The sequence below is a fragment of the Salinivibrio kushneri genome (genome assembly GCF_027286325.1).
In the GTDB taxonomy this organism is placed as follows: Bacteria; Pseudomonadota; Gammaproteobacteria; order Enterobacterales; family Vibrionaceae; genus Salinivibrio; species Salinivibrio kushneri_A.
Map to the genome: position 1 here is coordinate 2,639,130 of NZ_CP114588.1, position 17,090 is coordinate 2,656,219.

10 protein-coding genes, 4 tRNA genes and 3 rRNA genes are annotated in these 17,090 nt (G+C 50.5%); 5 read left to right on the forward strand and 12 right to left on the reverse strand.

Features of this window, described 5'->3' with window-relative positions; all coding sequences use genetic code 11:
* Positions 1 to 12: 12 nt before the first annotated feature.
* The 7 genes from nusG to N8M53_RS12140 all read right to left on the reverse strand — a co-directional run bounded on the left by nusG (position 13) and on the right by N8M53_RS12140 (position 2,825).
* On the reverse strand, positions 13 to 558 hold the full coding sequence (nusG, locus tag N8M53_RS12110) for a transcription termination/antitermination protein NusG (RefSeq protein ID WP_077668540.1): 546 nt from the start codon (positions 556 to 558) through the stop codon (positions 13 to 15).
* A gap of 11 nt (positions 559 to 569) precedes the next feature.
* Positions 570 to 941: a preprotein translocase subunit SecE gene (secE, locus tag N8M53_RS12115; RefSeq protein ID WP_025674747.1), complete on the reverse strand. Its 372-nt coding sequence runs from the start codon at positions 939 to 941 to the stop codon at positions 570 to 572.
* Between the two features lie 226 nt (positions 942 to 1,167).
* Positions 1,168 to 2,352 (reverse strand): elongation factor Tu, encoded by a 1,185-nt coding sequence (gene tuf, locus N8M53_RS12120; RefSeq protein ID WP_046074508.1) that lies wholly within the window; start codon positions 2,350 to 2,352, stop codon positions 1,168 to 1,170.
* A gap of 104 nt (positions 2,353 to 2,456) precedes the next feature.
* Positions 2,457 to 2,532, reverse strand: a tRNA-Thr gene (locus N8M53_RS12125).
* Between the two features lie 13 nt (positions 2,533 to 2,545).
* Positions 2,546 to 2,620, reverse strand: a tRNA-Gly gene (locus N8M53_RS12130).
* Between the two features lie 37 nt (positions 2,621 to 2,657).
* Positions 2,658 to 2,742, reverse strand: a tRNA-Tyr gene (locus N8M53_RS12135).
* 7 nt (positions 2,743 to 2,749) lie between these two features.
* Positions 2,750 to 2,825, reverse strand: a tRNA-Thr gene (locus tag N8M53_RS12140).
* A gap of 209 nt (positions 2,826 to 3,034) precedes the next feature.
* Between N8M53_RS12140 and coaA the strand changes: the two genes are divergently transcribed.
* Positions 3,035 to 3,973, forward strand: a complete 939-nt coding sequence (gene coaA / locus N8M53_RS12145; protein ID WP_269578953.1) for a type I pantothenate kinase — start codon at positions 3,035 to 3,037, stop codon at positions 3,971 to 3,973.
* Positions 3,974 to 3,990: 17 nt separating this feature from the next.
* On the opposite strand, the gene birA is transcribed toward coaA, so the two are convergent.
* Both birA and murB read right to left on the reverse strand, forming a co-directional pair.
* Positions 3,991 to 4,959 (reverse strand): bifunctional biotin--[acetyl-CoA-carboxylase] ligase/biotin operon repressor BirA, encoded by a 969-nt coding sequence (birA, locus tag N8M53_RS12150; protein ID WP_269578954.1) that lies wholly within the window; start codon positions 4,957 to 4,959, stop codon positions 3,991 to 3,993.
* Positions 4,956 to 5,990 (reverse strand): UDP-N-acetylmuramate dehydrogenase, encoded by a 1,035-nt coding sequence (murB, locus tag N8M53_RS12155; RefSeq protein WP_269578955.1) that lies wholly within the window; start codon positions 5,988 to 5,990, stop codon positions 4,956 to 4,958. The genes birA and murB overlap by 4 nt, the downstream gene beginning before the upstream one ends.
* 124 nt (positions 5,991 to 6,114) lie before the next feature.
* On the opposite strand from murB, the gene N8M53_RS12160 reads away from it, so the two are divergent.
* The 4 genes from N8M53_RS12160 to N8M53_RS12175 all read left to right on the forward strand — a co-directional run bounded on the left by N8M53_RS12160 (position 6,115) and on the right by N8M53_RS12175 (position 11,402).
* On the forward strand, positions 6,115 to 6,498 hold the full coding sequence (locus N8M53_RS12160; RefSeq protein ID WP_332301567.1) for a GNAT family N-acetyltransferase: 384 nt from the start codon (positions 6,115 to 6,117) through the stop codon (positions 6,496 to 6,498).
* Between the two features lie 113 nt (positions 6,499 to 6,611).
* A complete protein-coding gene (gene pssA, locus N8M53_RS12165) occupies positions 6,612 to 7,961 on the forward strand; it encodes a CDP-diacylglycerol--serine O-phosphatidyltransferase (RefSeq protein WP_077668536.1) in 1,350 nt (449 codons plus the stop codon).
* 11 nt (positions 7,962 to 7,972) lie between these two features.
* Positions 7,973 to 8,617 carry a nicotinamidase gene (locus tag N8M53_RS12170; RefSeq protein WP_269578957.1) on the forward strand — a complete coding sequence of 215 codons (645 nt, stop codon included), beginning with the start codon at positions 7,973 to 7,975 and terminating at the stop codon, positions 8,615 to 8,617.
* A gap of 199 nt (positions 8,618 to 8,816) precedes the next feature.
* Positions 8,817 to 11,402: a family 20 glycosylhydrolase gene (locus N8M53_RS12175; protein ID WP_269578958.1), complete on the forward strand. Its 2,586-nt coding sequence runs from the start codon at positions 8,817 to 8,819 to the stop codon at positions 11,400 to 11,402.
* Positions 11,403 to 11,636: 234 nt separating this feature from the next.
* Here the strand turns inward: N8M53_RS12175 and rrf are convergent.
* The 3 genes from rrf to N8M53_RS12190 form a co-directional block, all read right to left on the reverse strand.
* A 5S ribosomal RNA gene (gene rrf / locus N8M53_RS12180) occupies positions 11,637 to 11,752 on the reverse strand.
* Positions 11,753 to 11,867: 115 nt separating this feature from the next.
* Positions 11,868 to 14,754 (reverse strand): 23S ribosomal RNA (locus N8M53_RS12185).
* Between the two features lie 303 nt (positions 14,755 to 15,057).
* Positions 15,058 to 16,627, reverse strand: a 16S ribosomal RNA gene (locus N8M53_RS12190).
* The 16S, 23S and 5S rRNA genes sit together here, the layout of an rRNA operon.
* Between the last annotated feature and the right edge of the window lie 463 nt (positions 16,628 to 17,090).

Sequence of the window (17,090 nt, forward strand, 5' to 3'; positions counted from 1 at the left end):
GTGCTTTTTTGATCAGGTTTTTTCTACCTGACCGAATTCCAGCTCAACAGGGGTTGCACGGCCGAATATAGACACCGAGACTTTAAGGCGGTTCTTATCGTAGTCGACTTGCTCTACGACACCATTAAAGTCTGCAAACGGTCCTTCGGTCACACGTACCACTTCGCCCGCTTCAAACACGGTTTTATGAACCGGAGACTCACTCGCTTTTTCTAAGCGATTGAGAATAGAGTCCGCTTCTTTATCAGAAATAGGTGCTGGGCGATCTGAGGTGCCACCGATGAAACCCATCACACGTGGCACAGCACGTACCAAGTGCCAAGATTCATCGTTCATCACCATTTGGACGAGCACATAACCTGGGAAGAATTTACGCTCGCTCTTGCGACGTTGCCCTTGGCGCATTTCAACCACTTCTTCGGTTGGCACCAAGACTTCCCCGAAATAGTCTTCCATTTCGTGCATTTTGATATGTTCGCGCAATGACTGCGCAACACGGCTTTCAAAACCAGAGAAAGCCTGGACCACATACCAACGTTTTTTGGGAGCTTCGCTCATGTACTTTTACCTCACACGCCAGTGATTAGGCGGACTAGACGGACCATGATTCCGTCAACGCCCCACAAGATGAGCGCCATAACAACAGTAACAGCCAGAACGATGAGAGAAGTCTGTAAAGTCTCTTGGCGGGTCGGCCAAATCACTTTACGTACTTCCATACGCGATTCGCGTGCAAACGTGATCGCAGCTTTTCCTTTCATCGTGAGTGCAGCGACACCACCGGCAGCGGCAACCAATACCACCACGGCAGCAGCTCGCACTACCACAGACACGTCACTGTACAGGCTATTCCCTATCACGGCTGCGGCCAATAGGACAAAAACAACACCCCATTTAAGGATGTCCATCGAACCGGATTGGGTCTCAGCGTTCGCTTTCATACATTCTACCTGTAACAAGTCTACATAGACGGCAGTACCTTTTCAGCCATCCACAATCAGTGTATGGCAAAGGCACATGGTGATCATAACGCCTCCATCAAGCACGATACGATCACGAAACTCTGCGCTTGCTAACGACTGCTGGCTAAATTCACACCAATAGGAGCGTCAAACGCAGAAAAAGGGCATCAAATGATGCCCTTTTTACTAGTGTTTCGTCAAATCATTATTCAATGATGTTGGCAACAACACCAGCGCCTACAGTACGGCCACCTTCACGGATAGCGAAACGTAGGCCTTCGTCCATCGCGATAGGAGCGATGAGCGTAACAACCATCTTGATGTTGTCACCAGGCATTACCATCTCAACGCCTTCTGGCAGCTCGATAGTACCGGTTACGTCAGTTGTACGGAAGTAGAACTGTGGACGATAGCCTTTGAAGAACGGAGTATGACGGCCGCCTTCGTCTTTGCCCAGTACGTATACTTCTGACTCGAACTTGGTGTGCGGAGTGATTGAACCAGGCTTAGCCAGTACTTGACCACGCTCTACTTCGTCACGCTTAGTACCACGCAGAAGAACACCAACGTTCTCACCGGCACGGCCTTCGTCTAGAAGCTTACGGAACATCTCAACACCGGTACAAGTGGTCTTGGTGGTGTCTTTCATGCCCACGATTTCAACGTCGTCACCAACAGTGATGATGCCTTGCTCAACACGACCGGTTACTACGGTACCACGGCCTTGGATTGAGAATACGTCTTCGATTGGCAGGATGAACGGCTTATCGATCGCACGCTCTGGCTCTGGGATGTAAGAATCCAGTGCTTCAGATAGCTCAACGATCTTCTGCTCCCACTGCTCTTCACCGTTCAGGGCGCCTAGCGCTGAACCTTGGATTACTGGGCAGTCGTCACCTGGGAAGTCGTACTCTGAAAGTAGCTCACGTACTTCCATTTCAACCAGCTCAAGCAGCTCTTCGTCATCAACCATGTCACATTTGTTCATGAACACGATGATGTTTGGAATACCAACCTGACGGCCTAGTAGGATGTGCTCACGCGTCTGTGGCATTGGGCCATCAGTTGCAGCAACAACCAGGATACCACCATCCATTTGCGCAGCACCGGTGATCATGTTTTTCACATAGTCAGCGTGTCCTGGGCAGTCAACGTGTGCGTAGTGACGGTTTGGCGTATCGTACTCAACGTGAGACGTTGCGATGGTGATACCACGATCACGCTCTTCTGGTGCGTTATCGATTGACGCGAAGTCACGAGCAGCACCGCCGTGTACTTTTGCAAGTACAGTACAGATAGCTGCGGTCAGCGTAGTTTTACCATGGTCAACGTGGCCAATAGTACCAACGTTAACGTGCGTTTTCGTACGTTCAAATTTTTCTTTAGACATGACAGTCCCTCTAAGCACGGTATTTCGGTGGCATTACGACCACACAACCAACAATCAGGTTTGTTGAGTATATATCAAACGGCTTGAAGTTACCTTGGAGAGGATGGTGCTGATAGGCAGATTTGAACTGCCGACCTCACCCTTACCAAGGGTGCGCTCTACCGACTGAGCTATATCAGCACTCTAAAAAGAGTGGAGCGGGCAGCGGGAATCGAACCCGCATCATCAGCTTGGAAGGCTGAGGTAATAGCCATTATACGATGCCCGCAATCGTTACTCGTAGAGCTATTCAAACAATTTGAAAATGGTGGTGGAAGAAGGATTCGAACCTTCGAAGGCTGAGCCGTCAGATTTACAGTCTGATCCCTTTGACCGCTCGGGAATTCCACCTAAATTTTGGTGCCGGCTGCCGGAATCGAACTGGCGACCTACTGATTACAAGTCAGTTGCTCTACCAACTGAGCTAAGCCGGCGACAAGTGCTGCGCATTCTATGCCATGGATTTGAGGGGTGCAATAGGGAATTTTAAAAAAATGGGTGATTTTTTCGTCTTTTGCGCATTTTTCCGCGTGACTGTTGCGAAAATAACCAGCCTGCCCAATCAACACTCATCGTTGGTGCTTTTCCTTCCCTGTCGTTTGCGGTATCGTCACCCTCTTTACTGGCTTAAGGCACATGGATCATGAATGCAACGCTAACGCCTTATTTGTCGTTCGAGCGTCAACAATGGGCTGAACTGAGGGATGCAGTGCCCATGACGCTCACTGAAGATGACATTGACCGCTTGCGCGGCCTTAACGAGCATTTGTCGATGGATGAGGTGCGCGATATTTATCTTCCTTTATCCCGGCTGCTTAATCTCTATGTGAAAGCGCGCAAAAGCCGGACGGAAGTGCTAGACGAGTTTTTATCCCAACCGGTATCAAATCATGTGCCCTATGTGATTGGCATCGCGGGCAGCGTTGCTGTGGGTAAAAGTACCACCGCTCGCCTTTTAAAAGCCTTGCTGACACGATGGCCAGATCATCCTAAAGTTGCACTCGTGACCACTGACGGCTTTTTATACCCCAACGCTGAGCTTGAGTCGCGTGGCATCATGCATAAGAAAGGGTTTCCGCAATCTTATGACATGCGCAAACTGGTTGAATTTGTGGCTGACGTCAAATCAGGAAAAGACTGTGTCACCGCACCGATTTATTCTCACTTGGTGTACGACATTACCTCTGACGTGCAAAACGTGGAGAAACCCGACATCTTGATCCTCGAAGGGCTCAATGTCCTGCAAAGTGGCATGGATTACCCGCACGATCCCCATCATGTGTTTATTTCCGACTTTCTCGACTTTTCTATCTATGTCGACGCCGAACCAGAGTTACTAAAGCATTGGTATATCGAGCGCTTTATGAAGTTCCGCCGAGGTGCCTTTCTCGATCCACAGGCTTACTTTCATCACTACACGCGGCTATCGGTCGACGAAGCCACTCAAAAGGCGGCGACCATCTGGGATGACATTAACGGGAAAAACTTATCCGAAAACATTTTACCAACCCGTGAGCGCGCCAGCTTAATCCTAGAAAAAGGCGCCAACCACTCCGTTCAACGTATCCGTGTGCGCAAATAGTTCGTGCGAGAGCAGGGTTAGTCATCGCGTCTTAGAGAGATCTCTCCACCTAAATAAGGCGTGATGTCACCCTCAACGTCAAGCAATAAGGCACCGTGTTCATCGATACCACGCTCAATACCACGGACTTCTCGATCTCCCATAAGTAATTTAACGGGGCGGTCGATAAAATTATCCAACTTAGGCCAGTCGGCCATGATGCTCGATAGCCCATATTGCTCATAGTCAATCAGTGCGTCTTTTAAACGCTCAATCAAGGTTGCCGCCAATGTATTGCGCGATGGCATCGGGTGGCAAGCGTCCGCTAATCGAGCCCAAGGTTGATCGATGCTGTGACGCAAATGCGCCCCCATACCAATATTCAACCCCATGCCAATCACAAGGTGAGCTGCATCACCCGTTTGTCCCGTCATTTCCACTAAGATGCCAGCGAGTTTTCTATCCTTAAAATACAGGTCGTTGGGCCACTTCACTTTCACTTCCGGTGCGCCCAGTTCATGGAGCGCTTTGGTCATCGCCACGCCGACCACCAGGCTCAGCCCCATCGCCGCTGCAGGGCCGGCATCTAAACGCCAATACATCGACAAATATAAGTTACTGCCAAAAGGCGACTGCCACGCGCGACCACGGCGACCCCGTCCTTGCTGCTGATATTCAGCCAAACACACGCTACCTGACGTCAGCTCTCCAACACGTTCCATCAAATACTGGTTGGTGGAGCCAATAACTGGGATAACGGATAAAGTGGGCACGTCGGTATGTTCACTGAGCCAGACGTCATCCAGCAATTCAATCGGTTGCGATAGGCAGTAGCCTTTGCCTTGCACGCGGTAAATATCCAGCCCCCACGACTGCAACACCTTAATGTGTTTGCTGATCGCGGCTCGGCTCATGCCCAAAGCGTCTCCCAGCATCTCGCCAGAGTGGAATTCACCATCGGATAAACGGTCGATAAGGGTAAGTCTTGCGGTATGCGCACTGCTCATTGTGCCTCCAAACTGGTTTCACCCTTAGCGCCCATAAAGCGCACCTCATGGTGCAAGGTCACACCAAACCGCACCTGTACTTCCTCGACCACTTGCTTTGCTAATTGAATGACGTCTTGGCTGGTTGCATGATTGGCGTTGGTCAGCACTAGGGCTTGTTTCGGATGCACACGCGCCCCTCCCACTTGCTTGCCTTTCAAACCACATTGGTCAATCAGCCAACCTGCAGCGAGCTTCTTTTTTCCCTCTCCAGCAGAGTACATAGGCATCTCGGGATAACAGGTTTGCAATGTTTGCGCCTGGTGTGCATCAATCACTGGGTTTTTGAAAAAGCTTCCCGCATTGCCACACTCCCGGGGATCAGGGAGCTTGGCTCGGCGAATCGCACATACCGTTTCAAAAATGGTTTGCGCTGATACTCGCTCTGGATCGAGATCTGCCAACGCACCATATTTGAGTACTGGCTGCCACGCTTTCGCTAATCGGAACCCCACTTGCGTGATCACCCACCCTGCCATCACGTCAGTTTTAAATATTGAGTCACGATAACCAAATTGGCACTCTTCAGGGGTCAGGCGGCGAGACTCCCCTGTCTCAGGGTTAACTATCTCCACATACATGCAGCGCTCGCAAAACTCAACGCCATATGCGCCAATATTTTGAATCGGTGCCGCACCGACACAGCCAGGGATAAGCGCAAGATTCTCCAGCCCGGGCAATCCATTATCAATGCTCCAGGCGACTAAGTTGTGCCAAGACTCACCGGCTCCCACATGCAATACCCAGTGATCGCTCTCATCATCAACTGACACACCAGCAAGGCGATTTAGCACGACCACGCCCTGGAAGTCTTGGCAAAAAAGCAGATTACTCCCCTCTCCCACCACTAACTTAGGAAGCGTCAGGTCCTCAGCGTGCTGCCAAATAGCATATAAATCCTCTACCGTGTGCGCTTCCACGATCGTATGAGCGTGGGCGGGGAGACCAAAGGTGTGATGGGGTGTCAAAGACACATCAGATAGCCACTTCATCAATGCATTACGCTGTCAGAAAAAATCATGGATAGGTATACTACCTGTCCTGCTCGTATTGCGCATCTATTAGGCTATGGATAATTACCACATTCACCCACTCGAGCCATTACGGTTTCCACTCGTGGCGCGATTCTATAAAACCTACTATCCACCGGGTAAACCGAAAAAAGATGAACATATCTGGGTGGTGGATGGACCTAGCGGCTTATGTGGCGCAGTCCGCTTTCAACAACGTCAAGAGTATCAATTACTCACTGGCATGTTGCTGCACCCACAATTGCGCGGGTCGGGGTTAAGTCATCAACTGCTCGACGCCGTCCGGCCCTTACTGGCGCAGCGCCCAAGCTTTTGCTTGGCATTTCGACCATTGACTACTTTATACGTGCAACACGGTTTCAACAGTGTGGACACACAAGCGCTGCCAGAGGAGTTGGCGATGCGATATCAAAGCTACTGCCATAGCGGTAAAGACTTGGTGGCGATGCAATACACACCTAAAGCGTGACATTTACAACAAAGCCACCGCGCAGTCATCCGTGACTTGACCTAATTTCTGGTATAATTCAGGGTTTAGCATCAAACCGCTCGACTCTGGCCGTCGAACAATAAGAGGTAACAATGGATTCAGCGAACGCAAATCGGCAGCTTATCGACCGCCTGCCCACCATTGCGCACCAGCCAGAAAATCTCGAAACCTTATTAGATGCCGTTTCGTTTAGAGAACGCTTGCTTAGTGAAATAAAAAAGGCGAAATCCAGGATTTACCTCGTCGCCTTGTATTTGCAGGATGATGAGGCTGGACGTAGCGTGCTTGATGCACTTTATGAAGCGAAGCAAGCCAATCCTGATCTTGATATCAAGGTATTAGTCGACTGGCATCGAGCACAACGAGGGCTGATTGGTGCTGAACAATCTGATGGCAATGCCGGCTTATACCGCGCTTATGCTGAGCGTTACCCGCATAAAATAGAGGTACTCGGTGTACCAGTCAGAAACCGAGAGGTGTTTGGTGTCCTGCACCTAAAAGGCTTTGTGTTTGATGACACGGTACTCTACAGCGGTGCAAGCTTAAACGATGTTTATTTAGCACAACATAATAGATATCGATACGACCGCTATCATGTGCTCGACAATAAAACACTCGCCGATACCATGGCAGACTTTATTGTTAATACCCTAACGGCGGATAGTGCGGTCAACTGCCTCACCTCACCAGACCGGCCAAATAGCAAAGCACTTAAGCCTAGCATTCGTGAGTTTCGAACTCAGCTACAGCGTGCAAGCTATCGCTACGATGATGAGCCTCTCCGCGAGGATCAAGTCGGGCTAACCCCTATGGTCGGACTGGGTAAACGTAAGAACAAGCTCAATCGCTATATCTGCCACCTAATTGCGAGCGCGCAAAAAGAGTTGGTGATTTGCACCCCTTATTTTAATCCACCGCGTAGTGTAGTCAGAGAAATCCGTCGTGCACTACGCCGAGGTGTGACGGTGAGCATCATTGTTGGCGATAAAACCGCCAATGACTTTTACTCGCCGCCAGAGGCCCCCTTTAAGACCATTTCGGCACTCCCCTATCTGTATGAAGTCAATCTGCGCAACTTTGCACGCCGTAACGAAGCAGCGATTGCGAAACGCCAGTTAAACCTCCATATTTGGAAACATGATGACAACAGTTTTCACTTAAAGGGAATTTGGGTCGATCGCCAATACATGCTGCTGACAGGCAATAACCTGAACCCGCGCGCATGGAAGCTAGACTTAGAAAACGCCATCTTGATTCATGATAAGCATCAGCAACTCGAAGCGCAGAAACAACAAGAAGTAGACAAGATACTGGCACACACTCAGTTAATCGGCAGCTATAAACAGATAGAAAAAATGGAAGACTATCCAGCCCCGGTCAAACGTCTGCTTAAACGGATAAAACGGGTTAAGGCCGATCATTTACTCAATCAAATACTCTAGGTGATGATGCAATGAAACAAGCCAAAATTGCCGCGATTGACGTGGATGCGCAACGCACATTCACGCCGCTTTGTCCTGATGAATTGCCTGTGCCTGAGGGCGATACCATCGGGCCGGCTCTTAACCAGCAGGCGGCATTGGCTGATTTACGTATACTGACCAAAGATGCACACCCCAGCAATGCGATCTGGGTAGTCGACGACCCCGCGGATATGTTTCAATCGTTGCCACACAAAAACGCTGACCTTACTTGGGTCAAGCATGCCGTGCCTGGCACCAAAGGGTTTGAAACCGTCGATGGCTTGCCCCCCATTACCGATTACGACTATGTGGTTTGGAAAGGGATCGAGCCTGATCTGCACCCCTACGGTGCCTGCTTTCATGATATTGAAGAAAAACTCAGCACCGGCTTGATTGAGTGGCTGCATAGCCAAGAGGTTGAAACCGTGATTGTCGGTGGCCTGGCAACCGATTATTGCGTTAAAACCACCGCCATCCAGCTGAAAAAGCGCGGGCGCTTTGACGTCATCGTTAACCTCGCAGCGTGTCGCGGAATTACCCCCGACACGGTATCATCCGCTTGTGACGAAATGATCGCTGTCGGGATTCGACTGGTGGATAGCCAAATCGCGTTAAGCTGCTTACTTCCGCGTTAATTTGTATCGCAGTGGATCACCAATTTCCTCTGCGATCTTCCTCGCTGTTTTAGCGAAACCCACAGCCCATACACATCAATAAGTTTGACTCCTTAGACATAAATACGCTTTAACTAGCAAGATTGCTAGGCTTATTGAGCACTATCCTCTACTGTCCTGTTAACTATTTTCACAATAAAAAATAAGTTTGGAGGATAGCATGCTCAAACCTACCGCACTGGGTCTCCTGATCGGCGCTTCATTATGTAGCACCGCTTGGGCGATGCCTACATCACAGCTTGATGCACTCGGAAACGGTCTCGATGTCCAATACCAAGTGCTTGATAATACGCAAGATGACTGGCGCTCTTTTACGGGCAAGGTCGCGTTTACTAACCACAGTGCTCAGACGCTACCTAAAACGGGCTGGGCGATTTATTTCAGCCACATTCGCATGATCAATTCGATCGATACCGATCAACTTAAAGTCTCACACGTCAACGGGGATCTCTTCAAACTCGAGCCCACGGATAGCTTTGCTCCGCTTGCTCCCGGTGAGCAGTTAGTGGTTGGCTTCAATGCCTCTGACTGGCAAGTTGCTAAATCCGATATTATGCCGAATTGGTATTTAGCCTCCGACGATGAAACTGGCACGCATACCGCATTGATTACCAGTACCAGTAACCACAAAAATGGCCAAGTACCCACCAAGCCGGATGATGAGCTCACCTTTGTCGGTGACTTTGACGCTCCCGCACAGTGGAAGCGCTACGGCGGCGCATTGACTGACCATTATGACCCATTCACAGCCGAGCAACGCTATGTGCGTAATGCCGATCTGTCGTTGGTAGACACCCAAGGACAAGTGCTACCCACCCCTGCCAGTCGCATTGAGAAAAACGGCCACGTCACTCTCGATAGCGAATGGACCGTGGTCTACGACAACGGCTATCAAGCACAAGCTCAATGGCTAGCCGATCAGCTTGGCATTTCAGCCACTGACTGGGCATCCACCAACCAAAAAGTCATTCATGTGGGGTGGGGAAAAGTCACCCTTGATGGAAGCGACCAGTGGCATGAAGCTTATCGCTTAGATGTGCAACCTGAGCAGCAGCGTATTGACATTGACGCCCCTGATGAAGCGGGTGCCTTATACGCCGCACAAAGCCTACTACAACTCAAAGCTGGCGACACAATCAAGGCGGTGACGCTAACCGATGCACCGCGATTTGCTTACCGTGGCCTGTCTGTGGATGCCGCGCGTAACTTCCGCAGCAAAGAAGCCATCTTTAAGTTACTCGACCAAATGGCCGCATTGAAGCTCAACAAGCTCCATTTACGCCTTAGTGATGATGAAGCATGGCGCATTGAGATCCCAGCCCTGCCAGAACTGGCGGACGTGGGGAGCAAACGCTGTCATGACTTGTCCGAGACCAACTGCGTGTTGCCCTTCTTAGGCGCAGGACCTGACGGCACCGAAGCATCCAATGGGTACTACACCACGGAAGATTATCAAGCGATCTTGCGTAAGGCAGAAGCACTCAATATCACCGTCATTCCTGAAGTCGATATGCCAGGTCACGCGCACGCGGCCATCAAAGCAATGGAAGCGCGTTATCACAAGTTCATGGCACAAGGCGATGAAGAAAAAGCGAAAGAATATTTGCTCACGGACTTTGAAGACGACACCCAATACCTCTCCGTACAAATGTTCACCGACAACGCGATGAATGTCTGTATGGAATCCAGTTATCGCTTCGTCGATACAGTGGTTGCCGCGTTAGTCGATGTTCACCGAGACATACAGCCACTCGATACATTCCACTTTGGCGGTGATGAAATTGCAGGTGCTTGGAAAGAGTCGCCCGTCTGTCAGTCCTTTATTGCAGACAACGATGCAGGTGTGAACAGTGTCGACGATCTGAGTCAGTACTTTGTCGAACGTATTTCGCATATTACCCAACGCCATCAACTCGATCTCGGTGGTTGGGAAGATGGCCTCATGCACAACAACAAAGTCTATCCACGCGCACAACTTGCCAATGAACACGTCTATGGCAACGCGTGGCAAAATATCTGGGAGTGGGGGGTTGCCGACCGTGCCTATAACCTCGCCAACAATGGCTATGGGGTTATCTATAACCAAGCCACACACCTCTATTTTGACCATCCCTATGAGCCAGACCCAAGTGAGCGTGGCTATTATTGGGCACCCCGTTTTACCGACACCCGTAAGACGTTTAGCTTTATGCCCGATGACCTCTACGCTAACGCAGATGAAAAACGCAATGGTGCACCTATCACCAAACAAGAGGTACTAGACGCTGCCACCGTGAAAACTCTGACGCGTCCAGACAATGTGCTCGGTTTACAGGCCTCTATTTGGAGTGAAACCATTCGCTCCGATGGCCAATTTGAATCAATGACCTTCCCTCGCCTCTTCGCCATGGCTGAGCGAGCTTGGCACCGTGCCGAGTGGGAAGCAAGCACTCAAACCGGACAAGAGGCGAATCAAACCAAGCGCAACATGGATTACAACCTCTTTGCCAATCAGTTAGCAAGCTACTGGTTCCCACAACTAGAGCAACAGGGTGTTGGCTTCCGCTTACCGGTTCCGGGTGGGGTGATAGAAAGTGGTACATTGAAAGCGAACTCGCCATTCCCTGGACTCACCATTGAGTACTCAACTGATAATGGTGCAAGCTGGCAGACCTATGATGCGGCGAACGCTCCTCATGTCAGTGCCCCAGTACAGCTGCGTACCATTTCAGGTGACCGTGTGAGCCGAGTCAGTAAAATTCAATAATCGAGTGATTACACCGCTTAGAAAAGACAAAGCCCCGTCGACAAGACGGGGCTTTTTATTAGATCTTGGGTAGGTAGAAAATGAAATGCTATCTATTTAGCAGGCAGTCTAAAGCAAAGCGCTCAGGGCTGATACACCCTCAAGATACAAAAAAGCCCTGACCGTAAGGTCAGGGCTTGGTGTTTCTACTAATTAAAGTCTTACATGTAGCTGCTTTAATTAATTGTATTCAAAGCCTGGCGATGTCCTACTCTCACATGGGGAGACCCCACACTACCATCGGCGCTGCTTCGTTTCACTACTGAGTTCGGCATGGAGTCAGGTGGGTCCAAAGCGCTATGGTCGCCAAGCAAAATTTGGTGTGTCTTCACTTTTCAGTCAAAACACTTAATCTAGAAAGCTGTTTGTTCTCGCCACAATCAACTGGCTTATTTCAAGTCCAACCCAAAACCTCTTGGGTGTTGTATGGTTAAGCCTCACGGGCAATTAGTACAGGTTAGCTCAACGCCTCACAGCGCTTACACACCCTGCCTATCAACGTCGTCGTCTACGACAACCCTTTAGAGAGCTCGAAGCTCTAGGGATGACTCATCTCGGGGCCAGCTTCGCGCTTAGATGCTTTCAGCGCTTATCTGTGCCGAACTTAGCTACCGGGCAATGCGTCTGGCGACACAACCCGAACACCAGCGGTTCGTCCACTCCGGTCCTCTCGTACTAGGAGCAGCTCCCCTCAATCATCCAACGCCCACGGCAGATAGGGACCGAACTGTCTCACGACGTTCTAAACCCAGCTCGCGTACCACTTTAAATGGCGAACAGCCATACCCTTGGGACCGACTTCAGCCCCAGGATGTGATGAGCCGACATCGAGGTGCCAAACACCGCCGTCGATATGAACTCTTGGGCGGTATCAGCCTGTTATCCCCGGAGTACCTTTTATCCGTTGAGCGATGGCCCTTCCATTCAGAACCACCGGATCACTATGACCTACTTTCGTACCTGCTCGAGCCGTCACTCTCGCAGTTAAGCGGGCTTATGCCATTGCACTAACCTCACGATGTCCGACCGTGATTAGCCCACCTTCGTGCTCCTCCGTTACGCTTTGGGAGGAGACCGCCCCAGTCAAACTACCCACCAGGCACTGTCCTCACCCCGGATAACGGGGCTAAGTTAGAACATCAAACATACAAGGGTGGTATTTCAAGGATGGCTCCACAGCAACTGGCGTCGCCGCTTCAAAGCCTCCCACCTATCCTACACATGTAGGCTCAATGTTCAGTGCCAAGCTGTAGTAAAGGTTCACGGGGTCTTTCCGTCTAGCCGCGGGTACACAGCATCTTCACTGCGATTTCAATTTCACTGAGTCTCGGGTGGAGACAGCGTGGCCATCATTACGCCATTCGTGCAGGTCGGAACTTACCCGACAAGGAATTTCGCTACCTTAGGACCGTTATAGTTACGGCCGCCGTTTACCGGGGCTTCAATCAATGGCTTCTCTTGCGATAACCACATCAATTAACCTTCCGGCACCGGGCAGGCGTCACACCGTATACGTCATCTTTCGATTTTGCACAGTGCTGTGTTTTTAATAAACAGTTGCAGCCACCTGGTATCTGCGACTGCCCATAGCTCCATCCGCAAGGGACTTCACCGCGGGCAGCGTACCTTCTCCCGAAGTTACGGTACCATTTTGCCTAGTTCCTTCACCCGAGTTCTCTCAAGCGCCTTGGTATTCTCTACCCGACCACCTGTGTCGGTTTGGAGTACGGTTGCTACTTACCTGAAGCTTAGAGGCTTTTCCCGGAAGCATGGCATCAATGACTTCACCACCTTGGTGGCTCGACATCGTGTCTCGGCCTTGATTTCCCGGATTTGCCTAAGAAATCAGCCTACGCACTTGAACCTGGACAACCATCGCCAGGCCCACCTAGCCTTCTCCGTCCCCCCATCGCAGTAAGTAGCAGTACGGGAATATTAACCCGTTTCCCATCGACTACGCCTTTCGGCCTCGCCTTAGGGGCCGACTTACCCTGCCCCGATTAACGTTGGACAGGAACCCTTGGTCTTCCGGCGAGGAGGTTTTTCACCCCCTTTATCGTTACTCATGTCAGCATTCGCACTTGTGATACCTCCAGCAAGCCTCTCAGCTCACCTTCAACAGCTTACACAACGCTCCCCTACCCAATATCCATAAGGACATTGCCGCAGCTTCGGTGTATCGCTTAGCCCCGTTACATCTTCCGCGCAGGCCGACTCGACCAGTGAGCTATTACGCTTTCTTTAAATGATGGCTGCTTCTAAGCCAACATCCTGGCTGTCTGAGCCTTCCCACATCGTTTCCCACTTAGCGATAACTTTGGGACCTTAGCTGGCGGTCTGGGTTGTTTCCCTCTCCACGACGGACGTTAGCACCCGCCGTGTGTCTCCCGGATAGTACTTACTGGTATTCGGAGTTTGCAAAGGGTTGGTAAGTCGGGATGACCCCCTAGCCTTAACAGTGCTCTACCCCCAGTAGTATTCGTCCGAGGCGCTACCTAAATAGCTTTCGGGGAGAACCAGCTATCTCCGAGTTTGATTGGCCTTTCACCCCTAGCCACAGGTCATCTCCTAACTTTTCAACGTTAGTGAGTTCGGTCCTCCAGTTGATGTTACTCAACCTTCAACCTGCCCATGGCTAGATCACTCGGTTTCGGGTCTAATGCAAGCAACTCGACGCCCAGTTAAGACTCGGTTTCCCTACGGCTCCCCTATGCGGTTAACCTTGCTACTTACATTAAGTCGCTGACCCATTATACAAAAGGTACGCGGTCACCCCACTAGGAGGCTCCCACTGCTTGTACGTAGACGGTTTCAGGTTCTATTTCACTCCCCTCACAGGGGTTCTTTTCGCCTTTCCCTCACGGTACTGGTTCACTATCGGTCAGTCAGGAGTATTTAGCCTTGGAGGATGGTCCCCCCATGTTCAGACAAGATATCACGTGTCCCGTCCTACTCGTTTTCACGTCTAAGGCGCCGTCGGTTACGGGGCTATCACCCTTTATTGCCAGGCTTTCCAACCTGTTCACCTAACGCCTAAGCCGCTTAAGGGCTGCTCCGGGTTCGCTCGCCGCTACTGCCGGAATCTCAATTGATTTCTTTTCCTTCGGGTACTTAGATGTTTCAGTTCCCCGAGTTCGCCTCTTAGCGCTATGTATTCACGCTAAGATACCTGCTTATGCAGGTGGGTTTCCCCATTCGGACATCGATGGCTCAAATGCTTCTTACCAGCTCACCATCGCTTTTCGCAGGTTAGTACGTCCTTCATCGCCTCTGACTGCCAAGGCATCCACCGTCTACGCTTAGTCACTTAACCATACAACCCCAAAAGGTCTTGCATGAAAACAACTAAGGTTTTGTTTTTGCCGGACTCAAAATAGAGACTTTGCTTATCACTAAGACAAAGCCCAAGCACACTTGATTGTGTGAGTGACATTACATGTCACTGATTGAGAACTTTACTGTCATTCTTTAAGAATGACTTGTCAGCTTTCCAAATTGTTAAAGAGCATCTCTTTTCAGAGTAACGCCTAAAAGCGTTAACCAATGGATGACCATTAGTTAGCGCTTTTCAATATGACCGTGCAATCTGTGTGAACACTCGCAACAATAGCGTCAGTAAGGAGGTGATCCAGCCCCAGGTTCCCCTAGGGCTACCTTGTTACGACTTCACCCCAGTCATGAACCACACCGTGGTAAACGCCCTCCCGAAGGTTAAGCTATCTACTTCTGGTGCAGCCCACTCCCATGGTGTGACGGGCGGTGTGTACAAGGCCCGGGAACGTATTCACCGTGGCATTCTGATCCACGATTACTAGCGATTCCGACTTCATGGAGTCGAGTTGCAGACTCCAATCCGGACTACGACAGACTTTAAGGGATTCGCTCCACTTCGCAGCTTCGCTGCCCTCTGTATCTGCCATTGTAGCACGTGTGTAGCCCTACTCGTAAGGGCCATGATGACTTGACGTCGTCCCCACCTTCCTCCGGTTTATCACCGGCAGTCTCCCTGGAGTTCCCACCATTACGTGCTGGCAAACAAGGATAAGGGTTGCGCTCGTTGCGGGACTTAACCCAACATTTCACAACACGAGCTGACGACAGCCATGCAGCACCTGTCTCAGCGCTCCCGAAGGCACTCCTCTATCTCTAAAGGATTCGCTGGATGTCAAGAGTAGGTAAGGTTCTTCGCGTTGCATCGAATTAAACCACATGCTCCACCGCTTGTGCGGGCCCCCGTCAATTCATTTGAGTTTTAACCTTGCGGCCGTACTCCCCAGGCGGTCTACTTAATGCGTTAGCGCCGAAAGCCAAAGTCTTAAACCTCAACCTCCAAGTAGACAGCGTTTACGGCGTGGACTACCAGGGTATCTAATCCTGTTTGCTACCCACGCTTTCGCATCTGAGCGTCAGTCTTTGTCCAGGGGGCCGCCTTCGCCACTGGTATTCCTTCAGATCTCTACGCATTTCACCGCTACACCTGAAATTCTACCCCCCTCTACAAGACTCTAGCCTGCCAGTTTCAAATGCGGTTCCGAGGTTGAGCCCCGGGCTTTCACATCTGACTTAACAAACCGCCTGCATGCGCTTTACGCCCAGTAATTCCGATTAACGCTCGCACCCTCCGTATTACCGCGGCTGCTGGCACGGAGTTAGCCGGTGCTTCTTCTGCAGCTAACGTCAAGCAATGCACGTATTAAGTACACCACCTTCCTCACTGCTGAAAGTGCTTTACAACCCGAAGGCCTTCTTCACACACGCGGCATGGCTGCATCAGGGTCTCCCCCATTGTGCAATATTCCCCACTGCTGCCTCCCGTAGGAGTCTGGGCCGTGTCTCAGTCCCAGTGTGGCTGATCATCCTCTCAAACCAGCTAAGGATCGTTGCCTTGGTAAGCCATTACCTTACCAACTAGCTAATCCTAACTGGGCCCATCCCAACGCGATAGCTTACATGTAGAGGCCACCTTTGGTCCCAGCTCGTAATGAACTAAGACATTATGCGGTATTAGCCGTCGTTTCCAACGGTTATCCCCCTCGTCAGGGCAGGTTCCCAGCCGTTACTCACCCGTCCGCCGCTCGACGTCCAGCAAATCCACCGAAGCTTCAATGCTGCCGTTTCCGCTCGACTTGCATGTGTTAGGCCTGCCGCCAGCGTTCAATCTGAGCCATGATCAAACTCTTCAATTTAAGTTTTGGTGTTTACTTTCCTATAAAGGAAAGACAAACGGCTCGATAAATACTGTTTTGTTCGTCTCTTACGAGACAAACGAATTGACTGTGCCGAACAACTATAAAAGTTGTCGCTTGGTCACTCAGTTCATCGAATAAATCTTTTTGTCTATTCTCAACGAGTGCCCACACAGATTGCATAGGTCAAATTGTTAAAGAGCGTTGACTGTGCGAAGCTGCGCTTCGCTTGGTCAGGGCTGCGTATCTTACGCGCCTTGCCGTTAAAGTCAAGAAGAAATTTTATCTTTTCTTTTCAACCCAATCGGGTGAAACAAAACCTCTTTTTGACTCCCCTAACGCTTGGCGTTAAGTAGGCCGGCAATGTTAATCATTTAAAAACTGACGTCAAGCGTTTATTTTTATTTGATTTTTTGCCTCGACATGCTCGCTGAGTGCTTGCCGTGTCGATGTGGGGCGTAGT